19 protein-coding genes, 1 tRNA gene and 1 pseudogene are annotated in these 16,858 nt (G+C 72.7%); 12 read left to right on the forward strand and 9 right to left on the reverse strand.

What is annotated here, in order from left to right; all coding sequences use genetic code 11:
* Window positions 1–47 precede the first annotated feature (47 nt).
* On the forward strand, window positions 48–284 hold the full coding sequence (locus tag OHS18_RS16925; RefSeq protein ID WP_328617684.1) for a hypothetical protein: 237 nt from the start codon (window positions 48–50) through the stop codon (window positions 282–284).
* 18 nt (window positions 285–302) lie between these two features.
* Window positions 303–419 (forward strand): annotated as a pseudogene (locus OHS18_RS16930) (protochlorophyllide oxidoreductase); the annotation flags it as partial.
* Between the two features lie 79 nt (window positions 420–498).
* Here OHS18_RS16930 and OHS18_RS16935 read toward each other — a convergent pair.
* Complete coding sequence (locus tag OHS18_RS16935) at window positions 499–1,713, reverse strand: LCP family protein (RefSeq protein ID WP_328617685.1); 1,215 nt, start codon at window positions 1,711–1,713, stop codon at window positions 499–501.
* 215 nt (window positions 1,714–1,928) lie between these two features.
* Window positions 1,929–2,672: an SDR family NAD(P)-dependent oxidoreductase gene (locus tag OHS18_RS16940; protein ID WP_328451497.1), complete on the reverse strand. Its 744-nt coding sequence runs from the start codon at window positions 2,670–2,672 to the stop codon at window positions 1,929–1,931.
* Window positions 2,673–2,768: 96 nt separating this feature from the next.
* On the opposite strand from OHS18_RS16940, the gene OHS18_RS16945 reads away from it, so the two are divergent.
* From OHS18_RS16945 to OHS18_RS16960, 4 genes are all read left to right on the forward strand, one after another.
* Window positions 2,769–3,389 (forward strand): TetR/AcrR family transcriptional regulator, encoded by a 621-nt coding sequence (locus OHS18_RS16945; RefSeq protein ID WP_328451495.1) that lies wholly within the window; start codon window positions 2,769–2,771, stop codon window positions 3,387–3,389.
* Between the two features lie 34 nt (window positions 3,390–3,423).
* Complete coding sequence (locus OHS18_RS16950; protein WP_328617686.1) at window positions 3,424–4,983, forward strand: MDR family MFS transporter; 1,560 nt, start codon at window positions 3,424–3,426, stop codon at window positions 4,981–4,983.
* A gap of 66 nt (window positions 4,984–5,049) precedes the next feature.
* On the forward strand, window positions 5,050–6,006 hold the full coding sequence (locus tag OHS18_RS16955) for an SHOCT domain-containing protein (RefSeq protein ID WP_328617687.1): 957 nt from the start codon (window positions 5,050–5,052) through the stop codon (window positions 6,004–6,006).
* A 24-nt stretch (window positions 6,007–6,030) separates the two neighbouring features.
* Entirely contained in the window at window positions 6,031–7,014 is a 984-nt protein-coding gene (locus tag OHS18_RS16960; RefSeq protein WP_328617688.1) for an RNA polymerase subunit sigma-70, read from the forward strand.
* A gap of 269 nt (window positions 7,015–7,283) precedes the next feature.
* Here the strand turns inward: OHS18_RS16960 and OHS18_RS16965 are convergent, their stop codons facing one another.
* A complete protein-coding gene (locus tag OHS18_RS16965) occupies window positions 7,284–7,547 on the reverse strand; it encodes a WhiB family transcriptional regulator (RefSeq protein WP_328451488.1) in 264 nt (87 codons plus the stop codon).
* Between the two features lie 589 nt (window positions 7,548–8,136).
* Between OHS18_RS16965 and OHS18_RS16970 the strand changes: the two genes are divergently transcribed.
* Window positions 8,137–8,625: an RNA polymerase sigma factor gene (locus OHS18_RS16970; RefSeq protein ID WP_328617689.1), complete on the forward strand. Its 489-nt coding sequence runs from the start codon at window positions 8,137–8,139 to the stop codon at window positions 8,623–8,625.
* Window positions 8,626–8,772: 147 nt separating this feature from the next.
* On the forward strand, window positions 8,773–9,369 hold the full coding sequence (locus OHS18_RS16975) for a sigma-70 family RNA polymerase sigma factor (RefSeq protein ID WP_328458848.1): 597 nt from the start codon (window positions 8,773–8,775) through the stop codon (window positions 9,367–9,369).
* On the opposite strand, the gene OHS18_RS16980 is transcribed toward OHS18_RS16975, so the two are convergent.
* Window positions 9,370–10,215 carry a LysR family transcriptional regulator gene (locus tag OHS18_RS16980; protein WP_328451484.1) on the reverse strand — a complete coding sequence of 282 codons (846 nt, stop codon included), beginning with the start codon at window positions 10,213–10,215 and terminating at the stop codon, window positions 9,370–9,372. It abuts the gene before it with no gap.
* 96 nt (window positions 10,216–10,311) lie between these two features.
* Between OHS18_RS16980 and OHS18_RS16985 the strand changes: the two genes are divergently transcribed.
* Window positions 10,312–11,292 carry a bile acid:sodium symporter family protein gene (locus OHS18_RS16985; protein ID WP_328617690.1) on the forward strand — a complete coding sequence of 327 codons (981 nt, stop codon included), beginning with the start codon at window positions 10,312–10,314 and terminating at the stop codon, window positions 11,290–11,292.
* Between the two features lie 62 nt (window positions 11,293–11,354).
* Complete coding sequence (locus tag OHS18_RS16990) at window positions 11,355–11,882, forward strand: dihydrofolate reductase family protein (RefSeq protein WP_328617691.1); 528 nt, start codon at window positions 11,355–11,357, stop codon at window positions 11,880–11,882.
* A gap of 341 nt (window positions 11,883–12,223) precedes the next feature.
* On the opposite strand, the gene OHS18_RS16995 is transcribed toward OHS18_RS16990, so the two are convergent.
* The 3 genes from OHS18_RS16995 to OHS18_RS17005 form a co-directional block, all read right to left on the reverse strand.
* Window positions 12,224–12,652 (reverse strand): hypothetical protein, encoded by a 429-nt coding sequence (locus OHS18_RS16995; protein ID WP_328617692.1) that lies wholly within the window; start codon window positions 12,650–12,652, stop codon window positions 12,224–12,226.
* A 93-nt stretch (window positions 12,653–12,745) separates the two neighbouring features.
* Window positions 12,746–12,988: a hypothetical protein gene (locus tag OHS18_RS17000; protein WP_328617693.1), complete on the reverse strand. Its 243-nt coding sequence runs from the start codon at window positions 12,986–12,988 to the stop codon at window positions 12,746–12,748.
* A gap of 603 nt (window positions 12,989–13,591) precedes the next feature.
* Window positions 13,592–13,665, reverse strand: a tRNA-Ile gene (locus OHS18_RS17005).
* A 189-nt stretch (window positions 13,666–13,854) separates the two neighbouring features.
* Here OHS18_RS17005 and OHS18_RS17010 point away from each other — a divergent pair.
* A complete protein-coding gene (locus OHS18_RS17010; protein ID WP_328451477.1) occupies window positions 13,855–14,127 on the forward strand; it encodes a hypothetical protein in 273 nt (90 codons plus the stop codon).
* A 50-nt stretch (window positions 14,128–14,177) separates the two neighbouring features.
* On the opposite strand, the gene OHS18_RS17015 is transcribed toward OHS18_RS17010, so the two are convergent.
* Both OHS18_RS17015 and OHS18_RS17020 read right to left on the reverse strand, forming a co-directional pair.
* Complete coding sequence (locus OHS18_RS17015; protein WP_328617694.1) at window positions 14,178–14,612, reverse strand: hypothetical protein; 435 nt, start codon at window positions 14,610–14,612, stop codon at window positions 14,178–14,180.
* A gap of 55 nt (window positions 14,613–14,667) precedes the next feature.
* Complete coding sequence (locus OHS18_RS17020) at window positions 14,668–15,630, reverse strand: hypothetical protein (protein ID WP_328617695.1); 963 nt, start codon at window positions 15,628–15,630, stop codon at window positions 14,668–14,670.
* A 193-nt stretch (window positions 15,631–15,823) separates the two neighbouring features.
* On the opposite strand from OHS18_RS17020, the gene OHS18_RS17025 reads away from it, so the two are divergent.
* Window positions 15,824–16,834, forward strand: a complete 1,011-nt coding sequence (locus tag OHS18_RS17025) for a hypothetical protein (protein ID WP_328617696.1) — start codon at window positions 15,824–15,826, stop codon at window positions 16,832–16,834.
* The last annotated feature ends 24 nt before the right edge of the window (window positions 16,835–16,858 follow it).

Genomic DNA, 16,858 nt, shown 5'->3' on the forward strand with positions numbered 1-16,858 from the left:
ACGCTCAGTGCACGCAGCCGGCGGCCGACGAGGTCGCCGGCTGCTCCGTGTCGGCCGCTCCGGACGCCGTGGTGGCCGCTCCGGTCGGCAAGTCGGCCGCTCCCGACGCCGGGGCCGAGCGACCGGAAGCCGACTGCTCGCCGGCCGACCCGCGTGAGCCGGCCGCCGAGATCGTCCAGGTGGGCCGCACCCTCGAGGCGCTGCTGCGCACGAGCCGCGCGGAATCCGCCCGCCGCCGTCCGGTGATGGGACACCTGCGCCGCCTGCTCGCGCCGAGCGCGTGACAGGAGTCAAGTACACGCATGACTGAGCGTTGGGCCGAAGCCGACATCGCCGACCAGACCGGCCGCACCGCGGTGGTCACCGGCGCGAACTCCGGCCTCGGCCTCCGCACGGCCGAGGTGCTCGCGGGCAAGGGGCCCGCGTGCTTCCCGCCAACGGCCACCACGACGACCGAATCGCCGACACGGCGACCGGAGTGGCCAACACGAGGTCGGGTCAGTTCACGCAGCCGGCGGCCGACGAGGTCGCCGGCTGCTTCTGCGTGGTGCCCGGGGTCCCGGACGGCGGCGTCGTGCCGGTCGCGGCCACCGGCTTGACGCCGCCCGCCACCTCGTCGCCGGACGCCTGCACGGCCGGCGTGCTGATCGCGGTGCGGACGAACTGCTGGACCTGACCCGGGTCGACCTTCACGGCGTCGCCGTCGGACGGCGTCTGCAGCGAGAGGCTCTGCACCGGGATCGTGGCGAACCCGATCGCGCCCGAGGTCATCCCCCGCAGCTGCTGCGCGAAGCTCAGGACGTCCCAGCCCCTGTCCAGGACGACCGCGCCCTGCACCGCGCCGACCAGCGCGTTCAGCTTCGACGGGCTGGTGAACGTGCCGGCGTTGAGGAGGTTCTTCGCCATCCCGGAGAGGAACGCCTGCTGCCGCGCGATCCGGTCGAGGTCGCCGCCCGGCAGGCCGTGGCGCTGCCGGACGAACGCGAGCGCCTGGGCGCCGGTCAGCGTCTGCGGGCCGGCCGGGAAGTCCGCGCCGGAGTAGGTGTCGTGCACCGGCTCCTTGAGGCAGACCTCGACGCCGCCGACGGCCTGCGACAGCGCGTCGAACCCGGCGAGGTTGATCGCCGCGTAGTGGTTGATCGTCAGGCCGGTGAACTTCTCGACGGTCTGGATCGCGGTCTTCGCGCCGGCCTGGTTCGCCGCCACCTCCAGCTGCGCGCCGGAAAGCCCCTGCGCGCGCAGATCGGACATCGAGGCGTTCTTGCCACGGCTGTAGGCCGAGTTGATCTTGTGCTTGCCGTACCCGCCGGCGATGTCCACATAGGAGTCACGCGGGATCGAGATCGCGGTCGCCGCGGCGCCGCCGGCCGGGATGTGCACCACGATCATCGTGTCCGTGGTGTCCCCGCCGTCGTCGCCGCTGCCCGCGTGCAACGCGTCGAGAACGCTCTGCGGCAGCGGGTTGCCGTACGCGTCGGTCCGCGCGTCGATCCCGACGAGCAGGAGGTTCTGGGCGACCTTCAGCGGCTCGCCGATGGCGACCGTGTCGTCGTCGATCTGGGCGGCGGGCGGGATCACGTCGGCGGTGACGATGCCGTCGTCCAGCTTGCTCAGCTGCGACCACGCGTACCCGGTGGCCGCGAGCACCAGCGTCGACACGACGCCGAGCGCGACACGGCCGCCGATGCGGCGCCCCCGGGACGACAGCAGCACGACAAGTTCCCCTTGCTTCCCTCGATGACCTCCGACCCCTGTCTTCGAGGATCACCGCGCTAGCTGGGAATTACCTGAGAAACTTGTTGAAAGCTTGTGACGCTGCCCGATCGGCCGAGCAAGAACGAGCCTATCGGCCGATTTCGCGACGGACCGTACCGAAGCGCACACGGGAAAGTGCTGTGGCGCCTGCCACACGCGTCCCGGTCAGCGGATCACCGCGGCATCCTGCGCCAGATCGCGCGGGGCAGCAAGCGCATCGCGAAGAAGACCGGACGGAGTACCCCCGGCACCCAGACGACCCCGCGGCCGCGGCGCAGCCCCGCGACGGTCGCGTCGGCGACCTGGTCCGGCGTGCTCGAGAACGGCGCCGGGGACATGCCCTCGGTCATCCGCCCGATGACGAAGCCCGGGCGGACCAGCAGCAGGCGGACGCCGGAGCCGTGCAGCGCGTCGGCGAGGCCGCTCGCGAAGCCGTCGAGGCCGGCCTTCGCCGAGCCGTAGACGTAGTTCGCGCGGCGCACCCGGATGCCCGCCACCGAGGAGAAGACGACGAGGCTGCCGTGCCCCTGCGTGCGCAGGAGGTTCGCGGCGTGGGTCAGGATGCCGACCTGAGCGACGTAGTCGGTGTGGACGATCGCCGCGGCGTGGGCGGCGTCGGACTCGGCGCGGGCCTGGTCGCCGAGGATGCCGAAGGCGAGCACGACGACGCCCAGGGGCCCGTGGCCGGCAACGACCTTCTCCAGGAATGCGCCGTGTGCGGCGAGGTCGTCGGCGTCGAAGTCGGCCGTTTCGACGGTTTCGGCGCCGGCTTCGCGCAGCGCGGCGACCTCCCCGCTGAGGTCCGCGCCCGGCCGCGCGGCCAGGACGAACCGCCGCGTGTCCCCGCTGACCAGGCGTTTCGCCACGGCCAGCCCGATCTCACTGCGTCCGCCGAGCACCAGCACCGTTCCGCTCACCCCGGCAGTCTCCCAGCCGGGACCACCACCCGCGAAGGCAGGTAGGTGCACGAAATGCAACTTTGCATGACGTGCAAGTTCCGCTACCGTGGTGGCGTGCCCCCACCTCCCGGCCTCCGTGAGCGCAAGAAGTACGAGACGCACCGCGCGCTGGCCGTCGCCGCCGTCGAACTCGTCGCCGAGCGCGGCCTCGACGCCGTCACGGTGGAGGACATCGCGGCCGCAGCCGACGTGTCGGTCCGCACGTTCTTCAACTACTTCGCGTCCAAAGAGGACGCGGTGGTGATCGCCTTCCCGGACCACCTCGAACGCACCGAGCGCGCCGTCGAACGGTTCCTCGCCCAGCCGCCCGAGCTGTCCACAATGGACGCACTGGTCGCCGTCATGCGCGAAGAGGTCGCCGACGTCGGGGAAAACCCCCGGGAGTGGCTGGCCCGGATGACCGCGATCAAGAAGAACCCGGCCCTGTTCCACCGCGCGGTGACGATGAACGCCCAGCAGGCCGAGCCGTTGACCGCGGCGATCGCCCGGCGCGCCGGGTGCGAGCAGGGCGACCTGTTCCCTTCGCTGCTGCTGGCCGTGGTCGGCGGCGCGATGAGCGCCGCGATGCTGCGGTGGCGCGAGCTGGACGGCAAGAACACCACGGTCACCGAGCTCTTCGACGAGGCCGTGGCGAGCGTCGCCGCCGGCCTGCCCGACCCGAAGCGGACCCGCTGACCCGGTCCGCGTCCGACACCCAGGGGGGACACCCATGTCCATGACCGCAGATCCACCGGCGACGACGACCGGCCCGATGAGCCGCAGACAGGTGCTCGAAGCCATGTCCGGGCTGATGATGGGCATCTTCGTGGCCATCCTCGCCTCGACCGTGGTGGCCAACGCGCTGCCGCGGATCGTCAGCGAGCTGGGCGGCTCGCAGTCGTCCTACACCTGGGTGGTCACCACCGAGCTGCTGGCGATGACAGCGACGGTTCCGTTGTGGGGCAAGCTTTCCGACCTCTACAACAAGAAGCTGCTGATCCAGGTCTCGCTGGCGCTGTTCGTGGTCGGCTCGCTCGTGGCCGGGTTCGCCGGCAACATCGAGGTGCTGATCGCCAGCCGGGTCGCGCAGGGCATCGGCGGTGGCGGGCTCACCGCGCTCGCGCAGGTGATCATGGCGGCCATCGTCTCCCCGCGTGAGCTCGGCAAGTTCTCCGGGATCTTCGGCGGCGTGTTCGCCGTCGGCACCGTCGCCGGCCCGCTGATCGGCGGCGTCCTGGTCGACACGTCGTGGCTCGGCTGGCGCTGGTGCTTCTTCCTCGGCGTCCCGTTCGCCGTCGCCGCGATCCTGTTGCTGCAACGGACGTTGAAGCTGCCGACGGTCCGCCGGGACGTGAAGGTCGACTACCTCGGCGCGTTCCTGATCATGGCCGGGGTCTCGACGCTGCTCGTCTGGTCGTCGCTGGCCGGGCACCAGTTCGCCTGGGGCTCGTGGCAGACCGCGGTGCTGGTGACCACCGGCTTGGTCGTGCTCGCGCTCGCCGTGCTGGTCGAGGCGAAGGTGCGCGAGCCGATCCTGCCGCTGGGCCTGTTCCGCAACCGCACGATCACGCTGACCACGGTGGCCAGCTTCCTGGTCGGCGTCGCGATGTTCGGCGGCACGGTGTTCCTGTCGCAGTACTTCCAGCTGGCACTGGGCAAGTCGCCGACGGTGGCCGGGCTGATGAGCCTGCCGATGATCTTCGGCCTGCTCGTCTCCTCGACGGTCTCGGGCCAGCTGATCAGCCGGACCGGCAAGTGGAAGGCGCACCTGGTCCTCGGCGCGATCCTGCTGGCGGCCGGGCTCGGGCTGCTCGGCACGATCGACGCGCACACGAGCGTGCTCGTGCTCAGCCTGTTCATGCTGGTGCTCGGCGTCGGCGTCGGCCTGCTGATGCAGAACCTGGTGCTGGTGGCCCAGAACGACGTCCCGGCACACGACCTCGGCGCGGCGACGTCCACGCTGTCGTTCTTCCGCAGCCTCGGCGGCTCGATCGGCGTGAGCGCGCTCGGCGCGGTGCTCGCCGACCGCGTGACTGCGTTGATCACTGCGGGACTCGGGCCGCTACCGGGCGGCGGCAGCTCGGAGACGGTGCCGAACCTGGCGACGCTGCCGGAGCCGGTGGCCAAGGTGATCCGCGAGGCGTACGGCACCGCGACCAGCGACCTGTTCCTGATCGCGGCGCCGATCGCGCTGCTGGTGGTCGTCGCGGTGGCGTTCCTCAAGCACCTGCCGCTCAAGACGCAGAGCGGTCTGGAGCGGCTGGCGGACGAGACCCCCGCGGTCCCGTAACACCCCGGCCTCCCCGGCCGACTCCCGTCTCGCTCGCGGCGCGCGGGCGGGACGGGAGGAGGGCCGGTGTTCGGACGGAGCCGGTGGCCGGTGGTGTCGCTCGAGGACGCCGACCTGTTCGCGAACCTGCTCGACGCGGCGTCGAGCGCCGCGCCGGCGGACGCGGGCCCGCCGCTGCGGGAGCTCGTCCGGCTGGCCCGGCTCGGCCCGGAGCACCCCGAGCGGACGCTGTGGCAGTGGTGCGCCGCCTGGTCGGCGGCGTGTGACGAGCTGGACGAGCACGTCCTGGCGCTGAAGATCGCGGTGTTCGTCCGCTCGTGGGCCGAGACGGCGGAGCATCCGGTGGCGGCCTCCCTCGGGAGCCCGTCACCCGCCGAGCGCGCGGCCATCGACGAGGCCGCGATCGCCGCGGCGGCGAAGGTCGACGACTTCGTCGCCGTCCGGCGCCGGGAAGCGGCCCGGGCCCCGGCGTTCACCGACACCCTCACCGCGGAACGCCGGAACCTCATCGACCACCGGTACGCGTTCCACTGGGACACGATGACCGACTTCCTGATGCCCGGCGAAGTGGTGCGGGAAGCCTGCCCGGTGCTGCTGCCGAACCTGCGCGTGGCGATGCTCGCCCTCACCGACGACCGGCTGCTGATCGCCCGGGGCAACGCTTTCGGCTTCCTCGAGCCGACCTGCGTCCTGATCGACCTCGAGCACGTGCTGACCGCGCGCTACTCCATGGGCCGGTTCCGCGACGCGAACGGCTTCAAGGACCTGGTCCACAAGGCGCACGAACTGGTCGTCGAATCCCGGACCGGGATCTTCTCCGTTTCGTTCGGGGTGCGCGGGACACCGGGGAGCGAGGGTTCCCGGTGGCCGAACCTGATCCTCGATCGCCAAGGCCGCAAGAGCGGACCGCCGGCGACCGGCGGGCTGGCGGCCGATCTCGAAAAGCTCGCGGCTCTGCGCCGCGAGGGCCTGCTCACCGAAACCGAGTACCAAGCCGCCAAAGCGCGGGTCCTCGGCTCCTGACCCGCGGTGCGCTAGCTTGCCGGGGTGGACTTCGAAAGCGTCGTCGAGCGGCATCGCCGGGAAATCCAGGTGCACTGCTACCGGATGCTCGGCTCGCTCGGGGACGCCGAAGACCTCACGCAAGAGACCTTCCTGCGGGCGTGGAAGGCCCGCGACGGCTTCGAGGGCCGCGCGAGTGTGCGCACCTGGCTCTACCGGATCGCGACCAACGCCTGCCTCGACGCGCTCGATCGCCGGCCACGGCGGGTGCTGCCCGATCAGCTGGGGCCGGCCGGGGAACCGGACGGGCCGCTCGCCGCCGTGGACCAGCCGTGGCTCGAGCCGTGTCCGGACCGGCTGCTCGACCTCGAGACGCCGGACGCCGTGGTGGTCGAGCGGGAGACGATCGAACTGGCGTACCTCGCCGCCGTGCAGTACCTGCCGCCGCGGCAGCGGGCCGTGCTGGTGCTGCGCGACGTGCTCGGCTGGTCGGCGAAGGAGACGGCGGCACTGCTGGAGACGAGCGTCGCGTCGGCGAACAGCGCGCTCCAGCGGGCCCGGACGACGCTGCGTGAGCGGTTGCCCGCGCGCCGTTCCGAGTGGACCACCGGTGACCCGACGGCGGCGGAAGCCGCGCTGCTCAAGCGGTTCATCGCGGCGTACGAGCAAGGTGACCCGAGCGCCGTGGCGAAGCTGCTGCACGAGGACGCCCAGGCGATCATGCCGCCCTACCCGCTGTGGTTCGGCTCGCGCGGGGCGATCATCCGGGCGCTCGCGCTCAGCATGGATCCGGCGTCGCCGACGTGCGTCGGCCGGTTCCGGATGCTGCCGATCCGCGCCAACCGCCAGCCCGCGGTGGCGACGTACCTGCGTCGCCCGGGCGAGGACGGCTACCGCTGGTTCGGCGTCACGCTGCTGACGGTCGAACGCGGCCTGGTGGCGGCGATGGCGGCGTTCGAACCGCCGTCGGCGGCGCCGTGGGGCCTGCCGGAGACCTGGCCCACCGACGGCCGGCCTGCATCCGAGTGAGCACGTACGCGGATCCGGCGTGATCGACGCCGTGACCCGCGTGATCGGAGCCGCGACTCACCTGAGTGGCGACGTGACTCACGTGAGTGAAGGCGTGGCGGAAACGCGCTCATGCTATTCGGACAATGCGTCACCCACATCAGGCAAAGCAAATGCCCGGGTGGGTGATTCCGTGAAATCACCCACCCGGGCACACACACTCCCGGAATCTTATTCTCCGGTTTCGGTGTTTCGCTCGAGGCCGCCGGGAAGAGGTCACCGGGCGGCGGTCACGCCACTCGGTCCCGCTGGGGCGCCGTGTGCACCAGGCGCCGGCGTTCGACCGCGGTGGCACCGCCGAAAACGCCGTGGTCCAGGCCGTTGTCGAGCGCGTAGCCGAGGCACTCGGCGCGTACCGGGCAGCGACCGCACACCGCCTTCGCGTGGGACGTCTGCCGGGCGCCCGGACCGACCTCGGAGATCGGGAAGAACAGTTCCGGGTCCTCGTCCTTGCAGGCCGCGAGTTCCGCCCAGCCCGTCATCGTGGCTTCCATTTCCTTCGTTCACCTCCCTAGCTCTCTTGTTTCCCATTGTCGTGACGCGTCAACCGAGTTGACCGCCGCGGGGCGCGCAAGCGTATCCGCGTCGGTCAAGGGGTTTTGGCGTCGGTCCCCGGCTCACCCTCCGGGCAACCAAGACTGCAACACGTGAGAGTACGCCTTTCTTCCGGGGATCTCGATGTCGATCACGTCACCCGATCGACGGCAACGGCCCCGGCGCGTCCCCTTGCGCGACTGCGCTCAGCCCTGGTCACCGGTGGCCGGTTTACCGGTCCGGCAAGGTTTTCCGGCTCGGCCGGGGTCGGCCGCGCGCCGGGACGCGCGGTGGCCGGCCGGTGACCGGAAGTCACCGTTCGCGGGTGCGTCTCCGGCCGGGACCGGGACGCGCGGCCAAGTGCCCGTGGTGTCGGTCTCCGTGACTCATCCCGCCCGGGTACCCAAGATCGTCCGGCCAACCCATCACTGTGCGTGATCCGGATGGCGCACCGCATTACTCCTACCGAGGAGTCTTGACCGAATCGTTACACGTAGCGGTCACCTCACCGCACCTGTTCCTGTGGAGGCGAGGGGTGGTGAGGCGGCCGTGTGCGGTCGAGACGAGTTCGACGCGTTCTTCCGCGCCGATTTCCCGCCACTCGTGGCGTTCCTGTGCAAGGCCGGGTTCGAGGTCGAAACCGCGCGTGACGTCGCCGCCGAGGCGATGCTGCACGCGCTGGAGGCGTGGCCGACCATCGAGGACCCGCGGGCCTGGGTCCGCCGCGTCGCCGGCCGGCTGCTCGACGCGCCGGGGGAAGCGCGCGTCGACTGGGCACCGGTCGCCGACCCGCGGGACGACGAGAAGCTGGCCGCTCTGGTGGAGCAGCACGGCGACCTCATCGAGCTGCTCGCGACGCTCCCCGGCCAGCAGCGAGCGGTCCTCGCGTGGTCCCTCGACGGGTTCACCCCCGCGGAGATCGCGAAGGCGCTGCGGGTCGCCCCGGCGACCGTCCGGTCCAACCTCCGCCACGTACGGGAACGCCTCCGGCGTCACCGGGCCGCACGACCCGACGATCAGCGGGACAGGGGAAGGTGAGCTGAAATGCCGGCAACCGAGTACGGGGATCGCGCGATCACCGAGCAGCTGCGGGAGTCGAACGCCGCGCTGCACGACTCGCTGCGCGTCGGCCTCGACGTGGAGGGCACCCTGCTGCGGGTGCGCAGCCGCGCGCTGGTCCGGGAGATCGCCGCGGCGCAGCCCGCCGGGGACTTCCCGGACCACTGGCGCCGCCACGACGAGCCGGTCGCCGACGCGATCACCGGCGACGACGCCGCGACCGCCCGGCTGCTCGCCACGATCCGCCCCCTGGTGGTGCGCTACTGCCGGGCGCGCGTCGGGCGCAGCGAGCGGTCCTTCGCCTCGGCCGACGACGTCGCCCAGGAGGTCTGCCTCGCCGTGCTCACCGCGCTGCCGTCCTACCGCGACCAGGGCCGGCCGTTCCTGGCCTTCGTCTACGGCATCGCCCAGCACAAGGTGGCCGACGCGCACCGCGCCGCGGCCCGCAACCGGACCGACCCGATGGCCGAGGTCCCCGACGGCGTCGCCGAGACCGCCGGCCCGGAGCAGCGCGCCCTGCAGTTCGAGCTCAACGAACGGCTGGCGCGGCTGCTGGAGATCCTGCCCGAGAAGCAGCGCGAGATCGTCGTGCTGCGGGTGGTCGTGGGGTTGTCCGCGGAGGAGACGGCGGGCGCGGTCGGCTCGACCCCGGGCGCGGTCCGCGTCGCCCAGCACCGCGCGCTGGCCCGGCTGCGGCGCCTGCTGACCGGCGAAGAGGCGTAGTCAGTCCGGTTTCCCGGAGCCGACCCGGTCCAGCACGAACTCCGCCAGCGCCGCCGCGGGCTCCTCCATCGACTCCCGCGCCAGCAGCATGAACTCGATGTCCCCGGGTTCGGGCAGGCCGTCGAGCTCGACGAGGTCGGCCGGGACGAGGCTGCGCGCGTGCAGGGTGACGCCGAGCCCGGCCGCCGCCGCGGCCCGCAGGCCGGTGAGGCTCGACGTCTGGCACGCCGCCCGCCACTCCAGGCCGGCGCGTTCGAGGCACTCGACCGCGAGCTGCCGGGTGATCGAGGGCATCGGGTACTGCACCAGCGGCACCGGCTGGCCCGGCTCCAGCACGGTGGCCGCCGAACCGATCCACACCAGCGGTTCGCGCCACAGCAGCCGGCCGTGGTGCGCGCCCGGCCGGCGTTTGCCGAGGACGAGGTCCAGCTGCCCGGCCCGCAGCCGCTGCGCCAGGACGTCCGAGAGCTCGACGGTCAGCTCGACGTCGACCAGCGGGTGACTGCGGCGCAGCCGGTGCAGGATCTCCGGCAGCTCGCCGAGCGCGAAGTCCTCGGACACCCCGAACCGGACGCGGCCGCGCAGCCCGGCGCCGCGGAAGTGCCGCTGCGCGCGCTCTTCGGTGTCCACGATGGTCTGCGCGAACCCCACCATGGCCTGCCCGCGCGCGGTGAGCTCGACCGTGTGGGTGTCGCGGGCGAACAGCAGCCCGCCGGCGTCCTTCTCCAGCCGCCGGACGTGCTGGCTGACCGTCGGCTGGCCGACGCCGAGCCGGCGCGCGGCCGCGGTGAAGCTGCGCGTCTCGGCGACGGCGAGGAACGACCGGCACAGTCGTGGGTCCAGCACTCGCTTCTTTTATCACAATCGGCGATGACAGTCAGTCCGGTCATCGGGGTTCACAATGAGCGCGAGGCGGCCGAGAATGGCCGTGGAAGGAGATCCATGTCCCGCTTGCGTCTCGACCCGTTCATCCTCGCCATCCTCGCCACCGTCGGCGTCGCCACGCTGCTGCCCGCTTCGGGCGCCGTGGCCGGTGGGTTCGGCACGGCCACGACGATCGCCGTCGGGCTGCTGTTCTTCCTCTACGGCGCCCGGCTGTCCACCCAGGAGGCCCTCGACGGGCTGCGGCACTGGCGGCTGCACTCGGTCGTGCTCGCCTCGACGTTCGTGCTGTTCCCGCTGCTCGGCCTGGCCGTGACGCTGCTGCCGTCGTCGGTGCTGCCCGGGCAGCTCGCCGCCGGCGTGCTGTTCCTGGCCGTGCTGCCCTCGACGGTGCAGTCCTCGATCGCGTTCACGTCGATCGCGCGGGGCAACGTGGCGGCCGCGATCTGCAGCGCGTCGCTGTCCAACCTCGCCGGGATCGTGGTGACACCGATCCTGGTGGCGCTGCTGCTGTCCGGGGACGGCGCCGGCGTCGACGGCTCGGCCGTGCTCGGGATCGTGCTGCAACTGCTCGCGCCGTTCGTCGCCGGCCAGCTGGCGCGGCGCTGGATCGGCGCCTGGATCACGCGGAACTCCGCGCCGCTCAAGCTGTTCGACCGCGGGTCGATCCTGCTGGTCGTCTACACGGCGTTCAGCGCGGGCATGACCGAAGGCATCTGGCACCGCCTCGACGTCGGCCACCTGCTGGTGCTCGCGGCGGTCTGCGTCGTCATGCTCGCGGCGGTGCTGACGGCGACCGGGTGGGGCGCGAAGCTGCTCGGGTTCGCCCGCGCCGACCGGATCACCATCGTGTTCTGCGGGTCGAAGAAGAGCCTGGCCAGCGGCCTGCCGATGGCGACGGTGCTGTTCGGGCACGCGCAGGTCGGGCTGATCGTGCTGCCGCTGATGCTGTTCCACCAGCTGCAGCTGATCGTCTGCGCGACGATGGCGCGCCGCTACGCCCGGGACGCTTCGGACGCCGGGGAACTCGTCGCCGCCTGAGCGATGAGTTTTCCGGGCGAGGCAGGTCAGTAGAGGTGACCCCGCGCGGAAAGGCACCTTCCATGGCCAAGCTGCTCTACCACATCACGATGTCCCTCGACGGCTTCGTCGCCGGGCCCGCCGACGACATGTCCTGGCTCGCGGGGCAGTTCTCCGGGCCGAACCCGGTCGTCGAGCGGCTGCTCGCCGGGATCGGGGCGGTGCTGCTGGGCCACCACACCTACGCCCCGGCGACGTCGGCCGAAGGCGAGGTCTACAGCGGCCGCTGGCAGGGCCCGAAGTTCGTGCTGACACGCGACGACCCGGCGACGGCCCAGCCGGGTTTCACCTTTGTCGACGACCTCGGGGCCGCCGTCGCGACCGCGTCGAAGGCCGCCGGGGACGGTTACGTCGCGCTGCTGGGCGCCACGCTGGCCCGGCGGTGCCTGGAAGCCGGGCTGCTCGACGAGGTGCTGGTGCACGTGGTGCCGGTGCTGCTCGGCGACGGCGTCCGGTTGTTCGACCACCCGGGTGGGACGCGGGTGCGGCTCGACCCGATCGAGCTGAGCCACGCCGGGCGGATCAGCAACATCTGGTGCCGGGTCGCCTGATTGGTCCACTGTGGACAGTACAGCTCAGCGGAAACCCGGTGACACCGGATCACCGCGAGCCTTGGTGTCGATGTTCGTCGTGCGGGGGAGGCACGCTCCGGGGGCCACTTCGTGCTGCCCCGGCTCCCCCGCGCGCAGGACGAGGGGACTCCGATGACAGGCACGAAACTCCGAAGACGAGCCACCGTGGTGACCGCGCTGGGCGCGCTGGCCCTGGTCGCACCGCCGGCGCAAGCGGCCGAGACCACCGTTCCCTGCGACGCGGCCGCGCTGGTCCAGGCGGTCGCCGCGGCGAGCGCCACCGCCGACGCGGACACGCTGTCGCTGGCGCCGGGCTGCGACTACGCGCTCACCGCCGTAGCCGACACCACCTGGGCGGCGGGACTGCCGTCCGTCCGCGGAAAGGTCACGGTCCGGGGCAACCACGCGACGATCCGCCGGGCCGCCGGCGCGCCGCAGTTCCGGCTCATCGCCAACCGGGGCGACCTGACCCTCACCGACGTCACGCTCACCGGCGGCCACGCGCCCGACGGCGTCGGCGCCGGTGGCGACGGGCGCGGAAACCCGGGCGAAAGCGGGGGCGCCATCGAGAACTGGGGTCCGCTGAGCATCACCGGCAGCACGGTCACCGGCAACACGTCCGGCTCGGGCGGGCGCGGGGCCGACGGCGCCTCGCCCGGCCGCGGCGGGCTGGCCGGCTTCGGCGGCGGGATCTCCTCCTGCATCGGGAGCACGACCGCTCCCCTGACCATCGCCGACAGCGAGATCACCGGCAACTCCACCGGCGACGGCGGCCGGGGCGGCGACGCGACCGGGACGGCCACCGGCGGCGACGGCGGCTCGGGCGGCTTCGGCGGCGGGCTCTACACCTCCGCCGGCACGGTTTTGCGGATCACCGGCAGCACCGTCACGGGCCGGCTGCTGCGCTCGGTCGTCGAGAGCGTCGAGCTGCCCGGCCGGCGGGTCGTGGCCCAGGACAGCGTCGTGTACGCGCGGGGGAAGGGCAACACCGCCGGGGTGGGCGGCCCGGGCGGAACGGGTGGCCCCGGCGCCGGTTCCGGAGCCGGGGGCAGCGGCGGCTCGGGCGGTGGGCTGTTCGTGTCCACCCGCCAGGGTGCGCACCTGGACCCGGTCGTCACGACGACCGAGCTGAGCGGAAACCACGCGGGCCGCGGCGGCGACGCGGGCGTCCCGGGCCCGGGCGGTTACGTCGGCTGGGCGGGTTACGGCGGCAGCGGCGGCGGGCTCGGCCTGTTCTACGACGCGCTCACCTTCGACGGCGGGAGCGTCACGGACAACACCGCGGGCGAGCCGGGGGCGGGCTACTCGCCGCCGGCCGCCGACGCCGGCGGCGTCTACACGCTGGACGCCCGGGTGACGCCGGCCAACGGCGCGACGGTGACGGGCAACCGGCCGAACAACTGCTCTTCGGTGGCGGACGTGCCCGGGTGCGTCAACGCCGGGAATCCCTTGCTCTACGCAGCCGTGGCCGGGTTCCGGGACGGCCGGGCCGAGGCGGCTGTCGCCGCGTTTCGGCGTCGGCGGGGCGCTGATTCGTTTCCCGGGTCCGGCCGGGCGGGGTCCGGCCGGGCCCGGGAACCGGCGGGAAACGCTGCGTGCGCAACGGAAATCGATGCTCGGCGCGTGCGCGTCAGGGGAAATTCGCGAGCGGCGAGTTCCCGCGCGAGCGGACCTCGCCCACGATCGAGTGGGGCGGGCGGGGCTCGAACCCGCGGCCAAGGGATTATGAGTCCCCTGCTCTAACCAACTGAGCTACCGCCCCCTGACCCCGGTGCGCGCAGGCGGCTCGGGGATGTGCCAATGCAAAGAAGACCCAGTTCGTTTCAAGTTATCACAGCGGCCATCCGGGCCCACCCGGTAGGCCAAACAGGTTGTCGTGGCTGCCGACCGGAGCACGCTCGTCTAAGTTGCAAGGACGTTGCCGCTGAACGGCCCGGCGGGAAGGTGAACGATGGCCACCGCACTCCGAGCCGCACCGTCCCCCCTGCTCCGGCTGGCGTTGCTCGACGCCGTGACCGCCGGAGCCGGCCTCGGCTACCTCGCGCACCAGTACCGGGAGGCGCTCGTGGCGAACTCCGCGGCCATCGGCCTGGGCCTGCTGCTCCTGTTCGCGCTGGGCTACGGGATCCGCGCGGCCGCCCGCGTCCTGCTGCGGGCCGGTTCCCGCATGGACGCCATCTTCGCCGACGAACTGCGGGACAAGCCGTCGCCACGGCCACGGTGACCTGAAGTCGTTGCCGGGCAAGGGTTTCGCCGCGGATTCCGTGACCCGGTTCAGCCCGCGGGCGGCGTCGTGGTCGGGGGCGGAGGGGTCGTGGTCGGGGGCTGCGATGTCGTTGTCGGCGGTGTTGCCGCAGTGCCGTAAGCCGCGTAGGTGAACCAGATCTGGCCGAACGTCTTCGGGGTCGTCTGACCGAACATCGCGCGCACCTGGAACGTCGTCGCCGTGGACGAGCCCAGCACCGTGTTGAGCGTGAACGCGTTGAACGCGCTCGGCGTGTTCGGCGACACCACGATCGCCTCGGGCACCTTGCCGAGGCCGTGGGCGACCGTGCAGAAACCGTTGCCGTCGGTGACGCAGGTGGCCTGCGCCGCCTGGACGATCGGCGCCGGCGCCGGGCCCACGGCCGCGGACGCGCCGGCGAAGGCCACCGCGCCCGCGGCGACCACCAGCGCCCCGGCCAGTGCGGCGAGTGCTTTGTTTCCCATGACGGGCCTCCCCTGGTGGACGACCCACCCAGGGTCGTCGGCGAGGCCCGGCCCGTTACGCCTCCGGCAGCCACTGGACGCCGTACGCGTACCCCAGCTGGGGCGCGGCGAAGTCCTGCACCACCTCGAACGTGCCGTCGAGGGGCAACGGCTCGCCCGGCTGCGGCGGGTCGGACAGAACCGAGTTCGGCACCTTGTCCAGCCGCCACACCGCGCGGGGCGGGTGGTGCGGGTCGAAGCGGACGCGGACCGTGAAGGACTCGCACGTCACCAGCGGGACGAACGCGTACGACGGGCGGATCGGGCGGCCGTCGCGGACCTGGTACTCCAGCGAATAGGTGTGGTCTTCGCCGGCCTTCAGGGGCCGGGGCAGGTCCAGCGGCCAGCGGAAGTGCCGCTGCCCCTGGCGGATCGGCTCGCCCATGCGGACGCCGTACCGGGCGTCGGCGGCCACGTCGCGCTCGGCGTCGGTGCCGTCTTCGACGCGGGGCACCGTGAGCTGTGCCGAAATCCGGTTCAGGCCGTCGCGGGTCGCGACGATCAGGCGGTCCTCGATCAGCGTCGGCACCGGGGTGTCGAGCCGCACGACGGCGTTGAGTCGCTTGACGAACCAGCCCTTGTCCGGGTCCGGCTCACCCCGGTCGGGATGTGTCCTCGCCTCGATCTCGGCGGCCAGCCGGGCGCAGCCCCGGTCGATCCGCCGCCGGGCGGTGCGCTCGGCGACCTGCAGCCGCTCCATCAGGACCGCGACCCGGTCGCTGAGCAGCGCGTACTGCGCGCCCGGTTCGATGCACAGCGCGATGGTGACCGCGAGGCGGTCGTCCCGGGGGAACTCCTCGATCGCGGACTCGATGGCGGCCCGCAGGACGCGCCGCGCCTCCCGGTCGTTCTTCGCGCGGTGCAGCTCGCACCAGCCGGAGATCAGCGGGCCCACCCGGCTGAGCAGGCCCTCGGTCTCCAGGCCCCAGCCCCGCCGCAGCGTGGTCAGTTCGCGGCTCAACCCGCCGTCGTGTGCCATCGGAAACCGATTGTGGCACGCGGACTTCCGCGCGATCGGACGTATTCGCTGCACCGATCAGGTGATTCACCCGGGTGGCCAGTCGCTGGCCAGTCGGCCCGGAACTCGGCCTGGCACCGGCCTTTTCCTCTCCCCCGCCCGGCCGACCATGTGCCCTGTCGGCGTATTCGCCACGAGGCAGCTGGAGGACCGCTTGCCCGGCACCGCGCACCCGATCCGCCCGGCCGACGTGGCCGGGGTCCGTGAACTGGCGCGCGCCGGGCGGCTGGCCGGTTCGGCTTCGGCCGCGCCGCCCCGCGACCTCGCCCGGCTGCGCGGAGCCGTCTACGCCGTGACCTGGCCGCTGGTGTTCGCGCGGCTCACCAGGCCGCTGGAGCTGCGACGCCGGCACCCGGACTGCCTCCGCGGGCTCGAATGGATGCGGCCCGACTGCCTCGACGGCTTCCACGACGACGTCGAAGCCGTGGTGGAGCACGCGTTGCGGCGCGCGACCGGGCCGATCGAGAACCTGGAGGGCTGGCTGGCCACCCGGCTCAACCCGGCGACCGTCGACGCGCACCGGCGGCGGCGCGGCGAAATCGGTGCGCTGCAACGACCTCGGCTCCCGGCCTGGCTGGGCGACGCCCTCGGCGGCGACCCGTGGCTGGGCGAGCTGGCCGTGCGGATCCTGCTCTGGGTCGGGGTGCCGACGACCGCGGGCGGCGAGCTGTGGCCGCTGGCCGGCTGGGCCGCGCACCGCGCCGAGGTCACCGGCGAGCCGGCCGGCCGCGACACGCGGGACACGCTCGATCGCGAGGTGCGGAAAGTGCTGGCGGCCATGCGAACCCGGCCGAACTGGTACGCCGAGCACGTCGAGCGCCCGCTCGGCCACAAGCGCGCGCCGGTCGCGCCGATGCCGGCCGACAGCTCGGCCGAGCTCGCGGCGCTGGAGCTGGTGCGGCCGCACGAGGTCGACGACGCCCGGCTTTCGGGTCTCGCCGAGCAGGCGCTGCGGGCCATCGAGGCCCGGCTGGCCCGCGGCCAGGACCCGGCGGTCGCGGTCACGGCGGTCGTGCGCGTGCTGTTCGGCGCGGCCGACCCGGCGGTGCTCGACCGGTTGCCGCGCAACGGTTCCACCCGAGACGACTGGCTGAGCGCCGCCCTCGCCGACGACGCCCGCCTCGACCGGATCGTCACCACGGCCCTGACCGTCCTCGCCCGCTGACCCCACCGCCACCTCCACCCCCGC

Origin of the sequence: Amycolatopsis sp. NBC_00355 (assembly GCF_036104975.1) — a bacterium.
In the GTDB taxonomy this organism is placed as follows: domain Bacteria; phylum Actinomycetota; class Actinomycetes; order Mycobacteriales; family Pseudonocardiaceae; genus Amycolatopsis.